At 64.4% G+C, this 19,800-nt stretch carries 11 protein-coding genes and 1 pseudogene; 11 read left to right on the forward strand and 1 reads right to left on the reverse strand.

Going from position 1 to position 19,800, the window contains the following annotated elements; translation table 11 throughout:
- The gene (gene yegQ / locus DMX12_RS07030) at nucleotides 1–1,335 is read right to left on the reverse strand and encodes a tRNA 5-hydroxyuridine modification protein YegQ (protein WP_110676837.1); all 1,335 of its coding nucleotides are present in this window, start codon (nucleotides 1,333–1,335) and stop codon (nucleotides 1–3) included.
- A gap of 135 nt (nucleotides 1,336–1,470) precedes the next feature.
- On the opposite strand from yegQ, the gene DMX12_RS07035 reads away from it, so the two are divergent.
- The 11 genes and pseudogenes from DMX12_RS07035 (at nucleotide 1,471) to DMX12_RS07085 (ending at nucleotide 19,583) form a co-directional block, all read left to right on the forward strand.
- Nucleotides 1,471–2,535 carry an AI-2E family transporter gene (locus tag DMX12_RS07035; RefSeq protein WP_009684185.1) on the forward strand — a complete coding sequence of 355 codons (1,065 nt, stop codon included), beginning with the start codon at nucleotides 1,471–1,473 and terminating at the stop codon, nucleotides 2,533–2,535.
- Nucleotides 2,536–2,627: 92 nt separating this feature from the next.
- Nucleotides 2,628–3,650 (forward strand): AraC family transcriptional regulator, encoded by a 1,023-nt coding sequence (locus DMX12_RS07040; RefSeq protein ID WP_054904903.1) that lies wholly within the window; start codon nucleotides 2,628–2,630, stop codon nucleotides 3,648–3,650.
- Between the two features lie 67 nt (nucleotides 3,651–3,717).
- Nucleotides 3,718–8,217 (forward strand): NEL-type E3 ubiquitin ligase domain-containing protein, encoded by a 4,500-nt coding sequence (locus DMX12_RS07045; RefSeq protein WP_177411247.1) that lies wholly within the window; start codon nucleotides 3,718–3,720, stop codon nucleotides 8,215–8,217.
- Nucleotides 8,218–8,499: 282 nt separating this feature from the next.
- Nucleotides 8,500–12,810 (forward strand): annotated as a pseudogene (locus DMX12_RS30250) (NEL-type E3 ubiquitin ligase domain-containing protein).
- Between the two features lie 157 nt (nucleotides 12,811–12,967).
- Nucleotides 12,968–14,614, forward strand: a complete 1,647-nt coding sequence (locus tag DMX12_RS07055) for an AMP-binding protein (RefSeq protein WP_110676841.1) — start codon at nucleotides 12,968–12,970, stop codon at nucleotides 14,612–14,614.
- Nucleotides 14,615–14,628: 14 nt separating this feature from the next.
- The gene (locus DMX12_RS07060; protein WP_110676843.1) at nucleotides 14,629–15,396 is read left to right on the forward strand and encodes an SDR family NAD(P)-dependent oxidoreductase; all 768 of its coding nucleotides are present in this window, start codon (nucleotides 14,629–14,631) and stop codon (nucleotides 15,394–15,396) included.
- An 11-nt stretch (nucleotides 15,397–15,407) separates the two neighbouring features.
- Entirely contained in the window at nucleotides 15,408–16,601 is a 1,194-nt protein-coding gene (locus DMX12_RS07065; RefSeq protein WP_110676845.1) for an acetyl-CoA C-acyltransferase, read from the forward strand.
- Between the two features lie 8 nt (nucleotides 16,602–16,609).
- Complete coding sequence (locus DMX12_RS07070; RefSeq protein ID WP_110676847.1) at nucleotides 16,610–17,737, forward strand: acyl-CoA dehydrogenase; 1,128 nt, start codon at nucleotides 16,610–16,612, stop codon at nucleotides 17,735–17,737.
- A 13-nt stretch (nucleotides 17,738–17,750) separates the two neighbouring features.
- Nucleotides 17,751–18,524: an enoyl-CoA hydratase gene (locus tag DMX12_RS07075; protein WP_054911760.1), complete on the forward strand. Its 774-nt coding sequence runs from the start codon at nucleotides 17,751–17,753 to the stop codon at nucleotides 18,522–18,524.
- A gap of 282 nt (nucleotides 18,525–18,806) precedes the next feature.
- Nucleotides 18,807–19,211, forward strand: coding sequence for a TraR/DksA family transcriptional regulator (locus DMX12_RS07080; protein WP_003250099.1), 405 nt, complete (start codon nucleotides 18,807–18,809; stop codon nucleotides 19,209–19,211).
- A 177-nt stretch (nucleotides 19,212–19,388) separates the two neighbouring features.
- Entirely contained in the window at nucleotides 19,389–19,583 is a 195-nt protein-coding gene (locus DMX12_RS07085; RefSeq protein ID WP_110676849.1) for a hypothetical protein, read from the forward strand.
- Nucleotides 19,584–19,800: the final 217 nt, after the last annotated feature.

A 19,800-nucleotide genomic window follows, 5' to 3' on the forward strand; every position in this document is an offset into this window, starting at 1 on the left:
TCAGCAGGTGGCTGCTTCGGGGGCAAGGTCACGCATCAGCAACGCGTGGTCGAGGGCGACCTGTTCCGGAATCGGCAGGTAGACCACGTGGCCATCACCCGGCGCTACCTCGATGGCCTGCCGCTGACCGTTGCACAGGCGCTGCAAGTCGAAATGGTAGTTGCCGCGCGGGGTCATCAGCTCGAGGTGGTCGCCCACCCTGAAGCGGTTCTTCACCTTGACCTCGGCCAGGCCGTCGACGCGCACCCCGGTCAGCTCGCCAACGAACTGCTGGCGCTCGGACACCGAGTTGCCACGCTGGTAGTTCTGGTACTCGTCGTGCACGTGGCGGCGCAGAAAACCTTCGGTGTAGCCGCGTTGTGCCAGCGACTCCAGGTTGTCCATCAGCGCGCGGTCGAAGGGGCGCCCGGCCACTGCGTCATCGATTGCCTGGCGGTACGCCTGCACGGCGCGGGCGCAGTAGAAATGCGACTTGGTGCGGCCCTCGATCTTCAGCGAATGCACGCCCATGCCGACCAGGCGTTCCACGTGCTGGATGGCGCGCAGGTCCTTGGCATTCATGATGTAGGTACCGTGCTCATCTTCGAACGCCGGCATTTCGCTACCGGGCCGGTTGCTTTCCTGCAGCAGGAACACCTGGTCGGTAGGGGCGCCCAGGCCCAGGGTGGGCTGCACTTGGCGAACGATGTCGCCCACGGCGTTCTCGGTGGCGGGCGTGGCATCGTACTTCCAGCGGCAGGCGTTGGTGCAGGTGCCCTGGTTGGCATCACGCTTGTTGAGGTAACCCGACAACAGGCAGCGGCCGGAGTAGGCCATGCACAGGGCGCCATGCACGAACACTTCCAGCTCCATGCCCGGCACCTGTTGGCGGATTTCGCCGATTTCTTCCAGTGACAACTCGCGTGACAGGATCACCCGGCCAAGGCCCATGCCTTGCCAGAACTGCACGCTGGCCCAGTTTACCGTGTTGGCCTGTACCGACAGGTGCAACGGCATGTCCGGAAAATGCTGGCGCACCAGCATGATCAAGCCGGGGTCGGACATGATCAGCGCGTCCGGCGCCATGGCGATCACCGGTGCCAGGTCCTTGAGGAATGTCTTCAGCTTGGCGTTGTGCGGGGCGATGTTGACCACGACGTAGAAGCGCTTGCCCAGCGCGTGGGCCTGGGCAATGCCCAGTGCCAGGTTGGTGTGGTCGAACTCGTTGTTGCGCACCCGCAAGCTGTAGCGCGGCTGGCCGGCATAGACCGCGTCGGCGCCATAGGCAAAGGCATAGCGCATGGTCTTGAGGGTGCCGGCAGGGGCCAGGAGTTCGGGCTTGCTGATCAGGGTCATGGTGCGCACCGGGGCAAAGGGCGCGGATGCTAAGGCACGGGGCTGGTGCATGTTTTGATATATATCAACGGATGTAGCGGCACTTTTGGCCAAGCGGCGCGAACTAATATCGCATACGTCATTCGAGGACCTGCAATGAACGAAACTGCCCTACAGAACAAAGCCCTCGCGGTACTCCTGGCGCTGGTGACCATCGCATTCGTGTGGATCCTGCTGCCGTACTACGGCGCGATATTCTGGGCGGTTGTGCTGGCTATCCTGTTTGCCCCGCTGCAGCGCAACCTGGTGATGCGTTTTGGTCGCCGGCGCAACCTGGCAGCGATCACCACGACCATGATCTGCCTGCTGGTAGCAGTGCTGCCGGTGATCATCACCAGCCTGCTGCTGGTGCAGGAAGGCGCGACCCTGTACCAACGGATCGAAAGCGGGCAGCTGGACATTGCCGGTTACGTCGAACGGGGCAAGGACATGCTGCCGGCGTTCGCGCAAAACGGGCTGGACCACCTGGGCGTGGGCAACCTCGATGGTTTGCGCGACAAGATCACCAAGTGGGCGACCCAGGGCAGCCAGGTGCTGGCCAGCCAGGCCTTCAGCTTTGGCCAGGGTACGTTCGAGTTCCTGATCGGCTTTGGCATCATGATGTACCTGCTGTTCTTCTTCCTGCGTGAAGGCGCCGATGTGGCCCGCCGTGTGCGCCTGGCCGTGCCGCTGCCCGAGCACCAGAAACGCCGCTTGCAACTGAAGTTCAACCGGGTGGTGCGGGCCACGGTCAAGGGCAACGTGCTGGTGGCCGTGACCCAAGGTGCGTTGGGTGGCTTCATCTTCTGGGTGCTGGATATTCCCAGTGCGCTGGTCTGGGGGGTGCTGATGGCGTTGCTGTCGCTGCTGCCGGCGGTGGGCGCGGGCATTGTCTGGGCCCCCGTGGCCGTCTACTTCCTGCTGACCGGGGCGATATTGCCGGGCATCATCCTGACCGCGTTCGGGGTGCTGGTGATCGGCCTGGTGGATAACCTGCTCCGGCCGATTCTGGTAGGCAAGGATACGCGCATGCCGGACTACCTGATCCTGGTATCCACATTGGGTGGGTTGACGGTGTTCGGGCTCAACGGCTTCGTTATCGGGCCGTTGATCGCGGCGCTGTTCATGTCCAGCTGGGCGATCTTCGCCGAGGCCAAGCCGCAGGTGCAATTGCCGCAGTGACGGCCGGCCATGGCTGTTGCGCGGTGTGCCCAAGGGCTGGTGTTTTCGCGCCAGCGGCCTAAGATGGCCGGTGACTGGGCCCGGAACAACCGATGAGCACGAAAGATACGATCTCCATGCAACTGGTGCGTGAGGCGCTGATGCAGACCTGCCCAGCGGGCGAAGCCAATGCCGCCCTGCTGGCGCGTGCAGGCATCGATGCCAGTTGCCTCGAGCTGCCCGAGGCGCGCGTTGCCGCGCAATCCTATGCGCGCCTGTGGCGCTTGCTGGCCCGGCGCTGCAATGACGAGTTCTTTGCCATGGACCCTCGCGGGCTGCGCACTGGCAGCCTGGCGTTCATGTGCCGTGCGAGCATGGCTCAGCCAACCCTGGGGCAAGGCCTGGAAACGGCCCTGGGCTTTCTGGCGCTGATGCTCGAAGACCTGCAGCCGTGCCTGGTGCGCCAACCGGGCCTGGCCGAGATCGTTATCAACGAACCGCGCGCCGAGCCGCGCCGTGCCTTCACCTACTTCACCTTCTGGATGATCGTGCATGGCGTGGCCTGCTGGCTGGCCGGGCGGCGCATCCCCATCCTGGCGATCGACCTGCGCTGCGCCGAGCCACCGTTCTGTGATGATTACCGGGTGATGTTTTCCGAAAGCCTGCAGTTCGGCCGCCCGCGTACGCGCATGATCATCCCCGCCGATTGCCTTGGCCTGGCAGTGCGGCGCAGCGAGCAGGAATTGCAGCGTTTTCTTGCCGAAGCGCCCGCCAACATCCTGGTGCGTTACCGTGACCCGTCCAGCCTGGCGCGGCGCATTCGTACCGATCTGCTGCGCCAGGCACCTGCGCAATGGCCAGCGCTGGAGCACTTGGCGCAAACGCTGTGCCTGTCTGCTTCTACGCTGCGCAGGCGCCTGGCCGAAGAGGGGCAGACCTACCAGGGGCTCAAGGACAGCGTGCGGCGCGAGCTTGCCACCACCTGGCTGGTCGGCGCCGAGCCAGCCATGGGCGAAATTGCCGAACGGCTGGGTTTTGCCGATGCCAGTTCGTTCTACAAGGCCTTTCGCAAGTGGTTCGGCTGCAACCCGGGGCAATACCGCGCGGTGGTCCAGGCTCGCCACGCTGGCAACTGATTCCGTCTGCTGCACACAGCGCCAATGCGTCAGCGTCGGGGGTTTCCAGCCAAAGGAGCACCCCTTCATGCCACAGGCACCCCTGCACCCCAAGCTCGAACGCGCGACGGATGATTTCATCAGCCAGATACTGCCTGATTGGTTGAGGCGGGCCAGCGCCTCACAAATCATGGCGCTGCGCGATGCCTATAGCGCCTACCTCACAAGCCAAGCTGAAATGTCCGCTGTACTCCGGCAGTTGCAGCCGATCGATGCGTTTGCCCGCCGCTTGCTGACCCAGGGCCTTCACCGGGAGGGCGGCGCGCTGCTGGATCTCGACCGCTTGGAATGGCGCGAGCAGCGGCGCAGGTTCAAGGTCGAGCCAGGAAAATTGCCCACGGATGAGTCCTACTTCGTGAGGGTGCCGGCGTTGCAGAGGTTGATGCAAAACTTTGCCAGCGGCGAATCCTTTTATCTGGAGACGGCACTGGTATACCCCGCAGACCCCGCTACCGACGTGCCGGAACGGGTGGCCCTCGATGATTCAGCACGGATTGTAGAGGCCTGCCGCAGTACCGATGTGGGCGCACGCTACCAGGAACACCTGGCCCGGTTGTTCACCCCTGCCTTTGAGCAAACACTGGCCACCAGCCTGCGCCGAACCCTGGCCTTGCAACTGGAGATAGCCGCCACACGCGGGCTTCTGCCGGCAGAGGATGTACAGATAGTGCGCGATATAGTGGCAGGCCGCAGAACTGCCCTTTCAAACGGCCGCACCGTGCGCTGCGGCCCGTTGCAGGTGCTGGGTTGCACGGTGCACGGGGCACTGGTGGTTGAGGTTGCCAACGACAACCAGCGATATGCCGGCAGTGTGCAACTGGTGCTGTCGGACGATGCCCACGCTGCCTTCCGGCACTTGGTTTCCTGGCGTGTGGTGAACTTCGAGCTGGTCGAGATGTTCAAGGATCCCGCTCGGTATGCGGCGCTGGTGGAGCGCATTGCCTTGCATGAGCGGGCAGGGTTCGTCGCCACCCTGGCCAAGCGGCTGGCCGATGATGAACCTGACCTGGAGCCGACCTTCGCCAACTTGCCGCAGGGGCAGTTCGAAGGCCTGGCGTTACAGCAGTTGCAACGGATTCGCGAGGATGCGCGGTTCCTGGCGGTGCCCACCGCTGATGCCGATTCCAGCCAGACGCTGGCACGTGAGCACGCGTTGGCGTCGGCAGGGCTGGCACTGCTCAACCTGGCGGGGTTGTTCGTGCCGACGGTTGGGGCATTGCTGCTTGCCGACATGGTCGTGCAGACCTTGTCGGAGGTTTACGAAGGGGCCAGGCACTGGAGCCTGGGCCATCAGCATGAGGCTATCGAACATTTGCTGGGGGTGGCGGAGAACCTGGCGGTCACAGCGGCGGTTGCCGGTGGCGCCACGGTGGTGGCGCGTGGCTTCGTGCGCAGTACTTTTGTCGATGGGCTGGAGCCCGTCACCAACGATGCAGGGCAGCAACGGCTTTGGTCGAACGACCTGACGCGTTACCAGAGCGCGCGGCCGAGCGGAACACTGCGCGAACTGGACAATGGCCTGCTGAGCGATGGGGTTCGGCACTGGTGGTACCACGACGGTAGCTACTGGCGGGTACGGGCGCAGGGTGAGCATGGCCCTTGGCGCTTGCAGGACGTCACCGATGACAAGGCCTTCGGCCCTGCCCTGGAGTGGAACGCTGAAGCCTCCTGGCAACTGGCCGGCGAACGGCCGCTGGAATGGCAAGGCGCCCAAAGGCTGCTGCAGCGCCTGTGGCCTGCATCATCATCATTGGGCTCGGCGCGGGTTGCGCAGGTGCTCAGGGTTGCCGACGTATCCGAGGAGCATTTGCGCGGTTTGCTGGTGGAGAAGCGACCGATGCCGGTCGCGTTACGTGACACGTTGGAGCGCTTTGCTGCAGGTGAACGAATCGAGCGTTTCTTCGCCCAGGTGGGCAGTGCGGACGGTCAGCTGTGGCAATGGTGCCTGGACGCCCTTGGCCTGCAAGCGCTGCCGCGGGATGAGCAGGTGGTGCAGGTAACCCGGCATGCGGCCAGCCTGCGCCCCCGGCTGCTGGACTACCTGGGCGGCCGCTATCTGAAGGCAGACACCCAGGCCTGGCTCATACGCCGCGATTTTCCGGGCTTGCCAGACGCCTACGTGTTGGAGGTTCTGCGGCATATCTCGACCGAACAGCGGGTCATCCTGCGCACCCAGGCGCGCCTGCCGTTGGCGGTGGCGCAGCAGGCCCGCGAGCTGTTGCAAGTGGCCAGGCTGACGCGCATGCGTGAAGGGCTGTTTCTGGCTGGCAGCCACCACCCCGGCCTGGACGAGTTGGTGTTCTGCCTGTTGCGCGAGCATGCCAAGTGGCCGGCAACAGCGCAGGTGGAGCTGCGTGAGGGGTCGCTTGCGGGGCGTCGGCTGGCGCAACTGCCTGGGCCGGAACAAACCGCCGCCAACGTGGTGATGGTCCGGCAGGAGGGCCACTACCGCCTGTATGACGTGGCCGGTACCGAGCTACAGGCCAGCGCGCAGCGGCCGCTTGAATTCTACGAAGCGCTGCTGGCCTGCCTGCCCACGGCAGACAGGCAACGCCTGGGTTGGCAGGGCGACCAGGCGCGCAGTGCACTGCGCCTGGCCCTGCAACGCTGGCTACCGCAGGGGCGTGCTGCGCTGTTGAAATTACTGGGTGCCAGTGACGTTGGCGTGCCGCCGAACCCTGTTCGGCGCCTGCCCGATGGCCGGGTCGGCTACGTGCTCAGCGGCAGGGGCGCAGCGGGTAACTTCAGCCAGCGCGTGTTGCGTACCCGCATTCGAAGCCTCTATCCAGGTTTCAATGAAGAGGAAGTGGAAACCTTTCTGGAGCTGCTGCTGGAGCGGCCAGGTTCGGCGTTCTGCAATCTGTTGCTGCAGGAACAACAGTACCGCAGGTTCAGCGACGCGTTGACACGGTGGGTGGAGGGTACCCGCAACAGTGCCAGCCAGGCGGCGCGGCTGTCTGCTGCAGGCGAACTGCGACGCAGCTGGCGCCTGATCGGCGAGCGGATCGTCGACCAGCACGGCGTGTCCCAAGGCATGCGCCTGAGCCTGACGGGCGTACCCTTGCGCAGCCTGCCGGAGCTGCCGGCGGGCACCGATTTCAACCATCTTGCTGAACTGATACTCAGCGACCTGGCCGTGGAGCATGTGCCGGCCAGCTTCCTGCGCTGTTTCACCCAGCTGCGCTGGTTGAACATGAGTGGCAATCGCCTGAGCGAGGTGCCTGCCGACCTCAGGCACCTGTCGCACCTGACCAACCTCAGCCTGGCGGGCAACCAGATCCGCATGACGGCGGCGGGTGTTGCAACCCTCGGCAGCCTGACGCGCCTGCGTGTCCTCGATCTGAATCACAACCCCCTGGGCGCCATTGCGCTGCAGTTGGACACCTTGGGGCGCCTGCGCGAACTGCACCTGCGCGGCGCCAACTTGCAGACGGTACCTGCGCAGTTGCACCGCTGCCGGTTGCTGGAGCTCGCGGATTTGCGCGACAACCATATCGGTGCACTGCCAGAGCCGCTGCTGGAGGCGCCTGAGGGGTTGCGGCGGGCGGTGCAGTTATCGGGTAATCCGCTGTCGAATGCCGTCAGGCAGCGCATGCTGGCCGCAGGTGCAGTGGAGGCTGCCGTTGACGAGCCTTTGCTGGCCATCGCCACCGCACGCGAGCGTTGGCTGGCGTTGGTCGCGGCGCCGCAGCGGGGTTTCAGTGAGGCCCGGTGGGATGGCGTTCAGCGTGAAGAAGGCAGCGATGCATTCTTCCGGTTGCTGACGGAGCTGACCGACACGCGCGATTATCAGGTCATTCCCGATGACCTGGGGCGGCGTGTGTGGCGCATGCTGGAGGCGATGCAGAGCGACACGGTGTTGCGCGAAGAACTGTTCAACCTGGCTGCCGACCCGCGAACCTGTGCCGACAGCGTCGCGAGCTGTTTCAGTGCCTTGGAAGTGCGCTTGTATTTGCGCCAGTCATTGCAACAGGTTGAACCCGTGGCCGCACGGCTCACCCGCTTGCGTGTGGCCAGGCAGTTGTTTCGCCTGGAACAGGTGGAGCGCCTGGCCCGAGAGGATGTGAAGGCGCGCCTGGCGCAAGGGCAGCATGTCGATGAAGTCGAGGTCAGCCTGGCGTATCGCACCGGCCTGGCTGAAGAGCTGGACCTGCCAGGGCAGCCGAGAACGATGCAGTTCGAGACCATCGCCGCGGTCAGCCGGCAGCAATTGGCTGCAGCGGCTGCAACGGTGCGTGAAGCGGAGGCTACCGAGCAGTTGCCCCGCTTCATCGCGCAACGTGATTTCTGGCAGGAGTACCTGCGGCGCGAACAACCAGCAGCGTTCAATGCCGTGGAAGCGCCTTTCTGGGGCCGCATGGAGGGGCTGAGCGCGGAGGCGGCCAATGAAGGCGCCTACCTGCGCGATTTCGACAGGCTGGCGGAAGAGCGCAAGGCGGCGATCGAGGCGTTGCTGTTGCGTTTGACCCGCGAGGCGATGGACCTGCCCACGGGGTCGGGCAGCAGGACTGAGCGCGCTTCGGGGTGACTGCCGGGCGTTGGCGGCAGGCGATCGTTTCCTGCTGCCATCGCCGCTGGGGAAGGCGGCACAGTCGGGGGTCATGATCCCCGTCAAGGAACACTGACCATGCCCTCGCAACCTGCAAAACCCTGGCTCCAATACCCGGTAGAGCGCTTCATTGCCAACCGCTTGCCTGATTGGCTAAGCAAGGCCAGCCCTGTCGGCCTTGCTGCGCTGCAGTCTGCACTGGATGCGCACCTTGCCAGCCAGCGCACACTCAGCAGTGCTACCGAACACCTGCAGCCACTGATGGCGTTTGCCGAGGCGCGCCTGAACGGCGCCCTGGGCCTTGCTGTACCGCTCGATCGGCTGACCTGGCGTGAAGAGCGCCGGCGCCTGCGTGTGGACCTTGGCGGCATCCGCCAGTTCGAATCGTACTTCGTCAGGGTGCCTGCGCTGGAAAAGCTGTTACAGAACTTCAAGCCCAGGGAGTCGTTCTTCGAGCAGACCGCGCTGGTACGGCCGCCCATCGCGCCCGAGCGTGAAGAACAAGCCCTGCCTGCAACTATCGACGCGGTCGTGGCCGCCTGCCGGGAAGCCGATGTCGGCAAGGCCTACCAGGGGCATCTGGCAGCGATCATGAACGCGGCCTTCGAACGCGACCTGGCCTTGGACAAGCGCCTGGAACTGGCGCTGGCTACAGAAATTGCCACCCTCAAGGGGCAGCTCAAGATCAATGAAGTGCGCATGCTGCGCCAACTGGGTCGTGGCGAGACCCCGACGAACCCCGGCAGCCATTATGTTCGGGTGGGCGGGCTGCAGGTGCTGGGTTGCCGGGTGGACGGCGCCTTGGTCATCGAATTGCTCGACTCGTGGTCGATTGCCGTCGGTGGGACAGGGAGGTTGCTGCTGCTCAAAGGGGTGCTGTTGTACCTGCCAGATGATCAGGCTCGGCCACTGCAGTACTACCCTGATTGGCCCACTGCCAACCGCGCATTGGTCGCGGCAATGGCTGCTCCCCATTACCGCAGCGCGTTTGCACGGCGGATTGCGCTCAGCGAGCGTGCCGGCTACCAGGCGTTGCTCGCCACACGCCTGCAAGACGACGAGCCTGATCTGCAACCGCGCAGGCTCTCGACGTCGACGCCCATCTTCGAGCAGATGGCCGCCTGGCACATTCAGCGCATCAAGGCCGATGCCCGATACCTGGCGGTGCCCACCGAACAGGCCGATAGCGATGCTGCGGCTGAGCGGTTGCGTGCCCTGGAGGGCGTCGGCGAGGTGTTGCTCAACCTGGCCGGGTTGTTCGTGCCGGTGGTTGGCACGCTGTTGATGGCCGACATGGCAAGGCAACTGCTGGGGCAGGTGTTCGAAGGTTTCAGTGACTGGAGCCAGGGCCATCAGCACGAGGCCTTGCAGCACATGATGCAGGTGGCCACCTCGCTGGCGGTCAACGGCGCTGTGCTTGGCGGGGCCTATGCCTTGCACAGCGCCTTTGTCGGGCAACTGCACCCGGTGACCAACGAGGCGGGCCAGGCACGCTTGTGGCACGATGACCTGGCCCCTTACCGCCAGGCGCTGCCAGCAGCGCCATTGACCACGCTGGAGAACGGTCTGTTGACCGATGGCAGCGGCCATTGGTGGCGTTGCGATGAGGCATTGTACAGCGTGCGAGAGGATCGCAACGGTACCTGGCGGTTGTTGCACCGGGAGGGTCCCGATGTTTACGGGCCAGCCTTGCAAACCAATGGCGAGCGCGCCTGGCGCCTGGTGACCGAACGGCCATTGGAGTGGCAGGGCACTGCACGTCTGCTGGCGCGATTGTGGCCGGCCGCACAGTCACTTGCCCCAGAGCGATTGACGCAGGTACTGAAAGTGGCCGATGTCGACGAGGCTTTTCTGCGCGGTTTGCTGGTTGAGGAGCGGCCCCTTCCGGTTCAGCTGCGCGACACCCTCGAGCGGTTTGCGGTGGATGCCAGGATAGAGACGTTTTTCCAGCAGCTCGATACCACCGTGAACGATACCGAGCTGTTGCAGTGGTGCGTGCATGAGCTGGATATCGACGCGGAGACGCTGCCTGCCCAGCTCGCGCAGATCGCGTTGCATGCGCAGAGCCTGCGCGAAGGGATGTTCGAGTACTTCTCGTGTTGCCACCTCGGTGCAGACACTTTGCAAAGCCTGCTGACGCGCGACTATCCCGGCTTGCCGCACGCCTACACGCTCGACGTGCTGAGCCACGCCAGCGATGCCATGCGGGCGCAGATGGAAAGCACCGGCCGGGTCCCCCTGGGCTTGGCGCAACAGGCCCGTGCCTCGTTGCAACTGGCCCGCCTGACAAGGGCGCGCGAGGCGTTCTACCTGCGCTGCAGATATCACCCCGATGCGGTCGCGCTGGCGTTTGCCCTGCTGCGTCGGCAGGGGTTTGCGCAAAGCATGCTCAACCTGGAGTTGCGGGACCGCTCAGTGTTCGGCCCTTTGCAGGAACGGTTGCTGCCCCAGGCGGGCAGCCAGCAGACGCTGGTCATGGTCTGGCGCGACGGGGCCTTTACCCTGTATGACGAACAGGGCCTGCCTGCCGAACGGGAGGTGGCAGAACCCGCTGGGCTGTTCGAGGTCCTGGCGGCGTGCCTGCCGAGCGCGTCTCGCCAGCGCCTGGGTACCACGGGTGGGGCTGCTGCCGACAGCTTGCGCCTGGCCCTGCAAGGCGCGATACCCGAGCGTTCCTCGGACCTGCTGAAGCTGCTTGGGTGGCGTGAAGCGCGGGCGCTGGGCGCCTCGATGCGACGCTTGCCTGACGGGCGCCTGGGTTACCTGCTCGGCGGCGGCGCCAGCAGGCTACCTTCCGCATCGTCGATCGAGCAGATGTTGCGCAACCGCCTGCGTGGGCTTTACCCGTCGTTCAGTGATGACGATGTCGAGCGTTACCTGGGGATCATGGCAGAGATCGACGGCTCGCCCTTCGACAGCCTGTTGCTGCAGGAACAGGAATTCCGGCGCCTGAACGAAGAGCTGCAGCGCTGGATGTTCCGCGTCATGGGCCCGGCCCGGCATGCGCGCCGGCGGTTGGCCTCTGCATTGCTCCGCGCCTGGCGGCTGGAAGGTGAGCGGGTGTTCGATGCGCAAAACAACCCGGTCGGCCTGCGGCTGCACGTGGCTGACATGGCGGTAGGGGAGTTGCCGACGTTGCCGCAGGGCAGCAGCTTTGGCCATGTGGCGGAACTGACACTGGCAGGTTTGCACGTTCCTGCGCTGCCCTCTGGTTTCCTGGGCTGCTTCCGGCACCTGCGCACGCTCGACCTGAGCGACAATGCCCTGCGTGAGCTACCTGAGGGCCTTGAAGAGATGCCCGAGCTGACCCAGCTGATACTGCGCAACAACAACATCCGCCCCAGCGCCGGGCAAGTGGCTGCGTTGTTGCGCTGCGTCAATTTGCGCCGACTGGACCTGAACGACAACCCGCTGGGCGCTCTACAGTTGGATGTATCGGGGCTGCACCGGCTGCAGCGGCTGCGCTTGCGGCGTACCGGGCTGACCAGCATGCCTTCAGGCCTGCAATGGTGCGCGCGCCTGGAGTATGCCGATCTGCGCGACAACCAGATTGCCGAGCTGCCCCAGGCATTGCTCGACGCCCCGGCCGCGGTGAGGCAAGTCGTGGACGTGGAAGGCAACGCGCTGCCCACTGCGTTGCGCGAGCAACTGTATGCACCTGAAATCGTGCCCGTCCCGCTCATGCTTGGCGAAGGTGCACAAGAGCAGGCCATGCACGCATGGCTGGGCACGCGCGCAGAGGCTGACCAGGCCCTAGGCCGCGAGCTGTGGCAGGCCTTGCGCAGTGAACCGGGCAGTGATGCATTCTTCGAACTGCTGGTGGGCATGACCCAGAGTGCCGAGTTCCGCCTTGCGCCTGAACAATTGGGCGCCAGGGTGTGGCCCCTGGTCGAGGCGCTGTCGGTGGACCGCGACCTGCGCGAAGCCTTGTTCGCGCTGGCCGACGAACCACGTGCGTGCGCCGACAATCTCGCCAATTGCTTCAGCAACCTGGAGGTCCGGTACCAGGTACTGCACGCCACCCAGGGCGGTGAGCCTGTGGCTACCCGTGATGCGCGGCTGTTGCTGGCACGGCGCCTGTACCGCCTTGACACCGTACTGGCACTGGCCAGGGCGGACATCAACAGCCGCTACGCGGATGGCCGTTGGCAGCGCGGCGATCATGCCGAAGAGGAAGTCGAGGTCAGCCTGGCCTAACGCACAGGGCTGGCTGAACGCTTGAATCTGATCGGCCAGCCACGGTACATGCTGTTCGGTGCGTTGGCCGTGGTCTCTGAAGCCGACCTGGAGCGTGCCTGCAATGCAGTGCTGGCAGGGGAGGCGAGTGAAGACATCACGCGCTACATCAGCCAGCGGGACTTCTGGATTGAGGTGTTGCGCGCCGAACACCCACAGGACTTCGCCCTGATCCAGCAGCAATTCGAGCAGGCCATGGAGGCGCTGGAAGAGCGTATGCAGCAGTTGGGCAGTGGTGCCTACGACGCCCAGGCCCGAACACTGATGCGCGACCGCCAGGAGGCGCTGGAAGCCTTGGCCCTGCGCTTGACCCGGGAACGCCTGAACAGGGCTTGACCCGCCGCAGGGCAGCGCGCGAGCGCATTGCACGGCCTGCGCACGGCCAAACCGGTCACCCAGATTGACAGCTTTGGCCATTGCCGCGGGTGACGCGCGGCGCGAACATCGTCGGACCGATGGTTAACTCCAAAAACAACAAACCAGGAGTCCGACGATGCGTGATTACGCCGAGGCTGTTCGCCTGTTCGAGCTTGGCAACACCGTAGCTGGGGCACTGCACGGCAACCTCGAAACCCTTAACGCGTGTGTCGAGTGCTGTGACCGCCATGTCGGCGGTGGCAAGGTGGCACTGCTGCATGTCGATCGCGATGGCCACACTGCCCGCTACAGCTTCGAGCAATTGCACATGCTGGCCGCACGGTTCGCCAATGTGCTCAAGGCGCAAGGCGTGCAGGTGGGCGACAGGGTGGCGGGGCTGTTGCCACGCACCCCCGAGTTGCTGGTCAGCATCCTGGCCACCTGGCGCATCGGGGCGGTGTACCAGCCCTTGTTCACCGCCTTCGGGCCCAAGGCCATCGAGCACCGTCTTGAACAGTCACGCGCCCGTGTCGTTGTCACAGACAGCGTCAACCGGGGCAAGCTGGACGATGTACACGCCTGCCCGACGGTCATCACGGTGAACGCCCGCAGTGGCGAACTGGATTTCCAGCAGTGCCTGGCCGGCGCCGCGCCTGAATGCGAGCCTGTGATGCGCTCGGGCGACGACCCGTTCCTGCTGATGTTCACGTCCGGTACCACCGGCCCGGCCAAGCCGCTGGAAGTACCGTTGCGTGCCATCGTCGCCTTCCAGGGCTACATGCGCGATGCCATCGACCTGCGCCGCGAAGACAACTTCTGGAACCTGGCCGACCCCGGCTGGGCCTATGGCTTGTACTACGCCGTCACCGGGCCGCTGTCCCTGGGGCATGCCACCACCTTCTACGATGGCCCGTTCAGTGTCGAAAGCTGTGTGCGGGTGATCGAAACGCTGGGCATCACCAACCTGGCCGGGTCGCCCACCGCTTACCGTTTGCTGATCGCGGCCGGCGATGCCTTCGCGGCACCGATCAGAGGCCGCCTGCGCGTTGTCAGCAGTGCCGGTGAGCCGCTGAACCCGGAAGTGATTCGCTGGTTTGCCGACGAATTGGGGGTGACCATCCACGACCACTACGGGCAGACCGAACTGGGCATGGTGCTGTGCAACCATCATGGCCTGCAGCACCCGGTGCACCCGGGCTCGGCCGGCTTCGCCATCCCGGGCCATCGGATCGTGGTGCTGGACGAGCAGGGGCGCGAGCTGCCAGCCGGCGAGCCAGGCATACTCGCGGTCGACCGCGAGCGTTCGCCGCTATGCTGGTTCGCTGGCTACCAGGGTTTGCCGACCAAGGCCTTCGTCGGCAAGTACTACCTGAGCGGCGATACCGTCGAGTTGAACCGCAACGGCAGCATCAGCTTCGTCGGGCGTAGTGACGATGTGATCACCACCTCTGGTTACCGTGTCGGCCCTTTCGACGTGGAAAGCGCGTTGATCGAACACCCGGCAGTGATCGAGGCTGCGGTGATCGGCAAGCCGGATCCGGAGCGCACCGAGTTGATCAAGGCGTTCGTGGTGTTGGCCAGCGGCTATCACGGCACCCCCGAACTTGAAGAGGCATTGCGTCAGCATGTGCTTCAGCGCCTGTACGCGCACGCCTACCCCCGCGAAATCGAATTCGTCAGCGACCTGCCCAAGACCCCGAGCGGCAAGCTGCAACGCTTCATCCTGCGTAACCAGGAAGTCGCCAAACAACACGCGCCGCAGGCCACCCCTGCCAGCGCCTGAAAGGAAAACCGACCATGCAGATAGCGAACAAACACTTCATCGTCAGCGGCGCGGCATCCGGGCTGGGCGCTGCCACTGCGCAGATGCTGGTGGAGGCGGGTGCCAAGGTCATGCTGGTTGACCTCAATGCCCAGGCCGTTGAGGCCAAGGCGCGTGAACTGGGCGAGCATGCCCGTTTCGCGGTGGCTGACATCAGCGACGAGCAGGCTGCCCAGGCAGCAGTCGATGCAACCGTCAGTGCGTTCGGTAGCCTCCACGGGCTGATCAACTGCGCCGGTATCGTAGGCGCCGAGAAAGTGCTGGGCAAACAGGGGCCGCATGGCCTGGCCAGCTTCGCCAAGGTGATCAACGTCAACCTGGTCGGCAGCTTCAACCTGCTGCGCCTGGCTGCCGCCGCCATGGCTGAAGGCGTTGCCGGCGCGGATGGCGAGCGTGGCGTGATCATCAACACCGCCTCCATCGCGGCGTATGATGGCCAGATCGGCCAGGCGGCCTATGCCGCGTCCAAGGGCGCCATTGCCAGCCTGACCTTGCCGGTAGCCCGCGAACTGGCCCGCTTCGGTATCCGTGTGATGACGATCGCCCCGGGCATCTTCGAAACACCGATGATGGCCGGCATGAGCGAAGACGTACGCGCTTCCCTCGCCGCTGGGGTGCCGTTCCCGCCACGCCTGGGCCGCCCGCAGGAATATGCCGCGCTGGCGCGGCACATCATCGAGAACAGCATGCTCAACGGTGAGGTGATCCGCCTCGACGGTGCGTTGCGCATGGCTGCCAAATAAGGAGGATGACCATGACCCTCAGCAATGACCCGATTGTGATCGTCAGCGCCGTGCGCACGCCCATGGGTGGCCTGCAAGGCGACCTCAAGAGCCTGACCGCGCCGCAACTGGGCAGTGCCGCCATCCGTGGCGCAGTCGAGCGCGCCGGCATCGATGCCGCCAGTGTCGAGCAGGTGCTGTTCGGCTGCGTCCTGCCGGCCGGCCAGGGCCAGGCCCCGGCGCGTCAGGCGGCGCTGGGTGCCGGCTTGGACAAGCACACCACCTGCACCACCCTTAACAAGATGTGCGGTTCGGGCATGCAGGCCGCGATCATGGCCCATGACCTGCTGCTGGCCGGCACCGCCGAGGTGGTGGTGGCCGGTGGTATGGAAAGCATGACCAACGCCCCCTACCTGCTGGACAAGGCCCGCGGTGGTTACCGCATGGGCCATGGCAAGATCATCGACCATATGTTCATGGATGGCCTGGAAGATGCCTACGACAAGGGCCGCCTGATGGGCACCTTTGCTGAAGACTGTGCCCAGGCCAACGGCTTCAGCCGCGAGGCCCAGGACCAGTTTGCCATCGCCTCGCTGACCCGCGCCCAGGACGCGATCAAGCGTGGCCGTTTTGCCGCCGAAATCATTCCGGTGGAGGTCACCGAGGGTAAGCAAACGCGGATCATCAAGGACGACGAACAGCCGCCGAAGGCGCGGCTGGACAAGATTGCGCAGCTCAAGCCGGCCTTCCGTGAAGGCGGTACGGTGACCGCGGCCAACGCCAGTTCGATCTCCGATGGGGCTGCGGCGCTGGTGCTGATGCGCCGCTCCCAAGCCGACAAGCGGGGGCTCAAGCCTTTGGCGGTGATTCACGGGCATTCGGCCTTCGCCGATACCCCGGCCTTGTTCCCCACTGCGCCCATCGGTGCTATCGACAAGCTGCTTGTGCGCACGGGCTGGAAACTGGCCGAGGTCGACCTGTTCGAGGTCAACGAAGCCTTTGCCGTGGTCACCCTGGCGGCCATGAAACACCTCGACCTGCCCCATGACAAGGTCAACATCCACGGTGGCGCCTGTGCCCTCGGCCACCCGATCGGGGCATCCGGGGCACGCATCCTGGTGACCTTGCTGTCGGCCCTGCGCCAGAACAACCTGCGCCGGGGTATAGCGGCCATCTGCATCGGTGGTGGCGAAGCCACGGCCATGGCGGTCGAATGCCTGTACTGAGGTGAACCATGCTGGTAACTGACGAGCAACAACAGATTTGCGACGCGGTCCGTGCATTCGCCCAGGAGCGCCTCAAGCCGTTTGCAGAACAGTGGGACAAGGCGCACCGCTTCCCCAGGGAGGCGATCGACGAAATGGCCGAGCTGGGCCTGTTCGGCATGCTGGTGCCGGAAGCCTGGGGTGGCAGCGACACCGGCTACGTGGCCTATGCCATGGCCCTGGAGGAGGTTGCTGCAGGTGATGGCGCGTGCTCGACCATCATGAGCGTGCACAACTCGGTGGGCTGCGTGCCGATCCTGCACTTTGGCAGCGAGCAACAGAAAGCGCAGTTTCTGGCGCCGCTGGCCAGCGGCGCGATGCTCGGTGCTTTTGCCCTGACCGAACCCCAGGCGGGTTCTGACGCCAGCAGCCTGAAGACCCGCGCCCGTCTGGATGGCGAGCATTACGTGCTCAATGGCAGCAAGCAATTCATCACTTCCGGCCAGAACGCCGGGGTTGTGATCGTGTTTGCCGTAACCGACCCGGATGCCGGCAAGCGCGGCATCAGCGCCTTCATCGTGCCCACCGATTCACCCGGCTACCAGGTGGCACGGGTAGAGGACAAACTCGGCCAGCACGCTTCCGACACCTGCCAGATCGTCTTCGACAATGTGCGGGTGCCGGTGGCCAACCGGCTGGGTGCCGAGGGTGAGGGCTACAAGATCGCCCTGGCCAACCTTGAAGGTGGCCGTATCGGTATTGCTTCCCAGGCGGTGGGCATGGCCCGGGCCGCGTTTGAAGTGGCGCGTGACTACGCCAACGAGCGGCAAAGCTTCGGCAAGGCGTTGGTCGAGCACCAGGCGGTGGCGTTCCGCCTGGCTGATATGGCGACCCAGATCGCGGTGGCCCGGCAGATGGTGTTGCACGCCGCTGCGCTACGCGATGCCGGGCGCCCAGCCCTGGTGGAAGCATCAATGGCCAAGCTGTTTGCCTCGGAAATGGCCGAAAAGGTCTGTTCGCACGCCTTGCAGACCCTGGGCGGTTATGGCTATCTGAGCGACTTCCCGCTGGAGCGGATTTACCGCGACGTTCGGGTTTGCCAGATTTACGAAGGCACCAGCGACATTCAGCGCATGGTCATTGCGCGCAACCTATGAAGGAGCAGATTGCATGGCATTCGAAACCATCCTGTTGGATATCCACGGCAAGGTCGGCCTGATCACCCTCAACCGGCCGCAGGCGCTGAACGCACTGAACGCGCAGATCGTCGGCGAAATCAACCAGGCCCTCGATCAGCTGGAGCGCGATGCCAATATCGGCTGTGTGGTGCTGACCGGCTCGGCGAAGGCGTTTGCCGCGGGTGCCGACATCAAGGAAATGGCCGAGCTGCAATACCCGCAGATCTACGTCGATGATCTGTTCAGCGATGCCGACCGCATCGCCAACCGCCGCAAACCGATCATTGCTGCGGTGTCCGGCTTTGCCCTGGGCGGCGGCTGTGAGCTGGCGATGATGTGCGATTTCATCCTCGCCGCCGACAATGCCAAATTCGGCCAACCGGAAATCAACCTTGGCGTACTGCCGGGCATGGGCGGCACGCAGCGCCTGACACGGGCGGTGGGCAAGGCCAAGGCGATGGAGCTGTGCCTGACCGGTCGCCTGATGGGCGCTGAAGAGGCGGAGCGGGCCGGGCTGGTGGCGCGGATCGTGCCGCAGGCCGAGCTGGTGGAGGAGGCACTGAAAGTTGCGGCGACCATCGCCAGCAAGTCGATTCCGGTGAGCATGATGGTGAAGGAAAGCGTCAACCGGGCGTTTGAAGTTACCCTCAGCGAGGGTGTGCGGTTTGAACGCCGTGTATTCCACGCGGCTTTCGCCACCGAAGACCAGAAAGAAGGCATGGCCGCTTTCATTGCCAAGCGTGAGGCACAGTTCAACGACCGTTGATTGAAGTGTGTGACCAACTGTTCGCGCCTGGGCGGCTCCGATCCGCTCGGCGCGCAACCCATCTGGGCGCTGGCCCCAGCTGCCAGCTCGACACCGACCAGCGGATTCTGGTGCCGGAAAGCAAATTCGCAGCCTTTTGCAGTTGCTCCACGCGACGTGGCGCCTTAGACTGCCGCCCCCTGTAAAAGAGTGCCGATTGGCGCTTGAAGAATTCCGTTGCCGATGCCGAGGCGTCGGCGGCACCTGAATCGCCCAAATGCACATTTTTTCATAGAGAAATCGATGACAAAGGAACAGTTGCTGGCCATGTCGGCCGATGACTACATGAACGCCGACCAGCTCGCCTTCTTCACTGAGCTGCTGCAGGCGATGAAAGTCGAAACCCATGAACGCATCGAGCTCAGCCGCACCACCATCGAAGGCCTGGACACGCCGTCGGACCCAGCCGACGTGGCTTCGGTCGAAGAAGAGCGCAGCTGGCTGGTGAATGCCATCGACCGCGACCAGCGCCTGCTGCCTCAGCTGGAAATGGCCCTGGACCGTATTGCCGACGAAAGCTTCGGCTGGTGCGACGACAGCGGTGAGCCCATCGGCCTGAAGCGTCTGCTGATCAGCCCGACCACCAAATACTGCATCGAAGCCCAAGAGCGCCACGAGCAGCTCGACCGCCACCAGCGCCAGGTGTAACCCCTCGCGCGGTGCCGAGCCCCACGGAGCGATCCCTGGGGCTTTTTGCGTTTGTTGTCGCCCCGTTTTTGTTGCTGCAGGCGTAACACAGCTGTACCGGGCGGCGCTGTTTCATCCTTGGGCGCAGGCGTATCATGGCTATATCGTTAGGGTGCTACTTAAATTCCGGAGGGAATGATGCATAGCCGAGTCGATGTGGCCGTGATGATCGGTTCAAGTGTGCCCGCCACAATGCAGGCACTGGGCAGGCGTGTCTGCTGGGTGGTGCTGGTCAACGGTGAACGGCGCGGTACCGCTTTTGCCACGCGCGAGGAAGCGTTGGAGTGCCAGGTTGCCTGGCAGCAACAACTGAAGAAAGGGCTCGCCGCCTGAAAATGTTGTTTGCCTCTCGACGGGTTTCAGTGTTTTCGGGCATATTTGTCCTACAGTAATGCGCACCAGGGTTTGCCTTCTTGCAGGCTCACGCCCTGGCCGTGTTTTCTGGCGAGTGATCTCAGGCATCACGTTTCCCGTGCCGGGAATGGGCCAAACGCCTTCGGTTGAAGGCGAATCTGGCAAACCAGAGTAAAGTTTCCTGCGCGCTGCATCG

The organism is Pseudomonas sp. MB-090624 (assembly GCF_003205245.1).
Classification (GTDB): Bacteria; Pseudomonadota; Gammaproteobacteria; order Pseudomonadales; family Pseudomonadaceae; genus Aquipseudomonas; species Aquipseudomonas juntendi.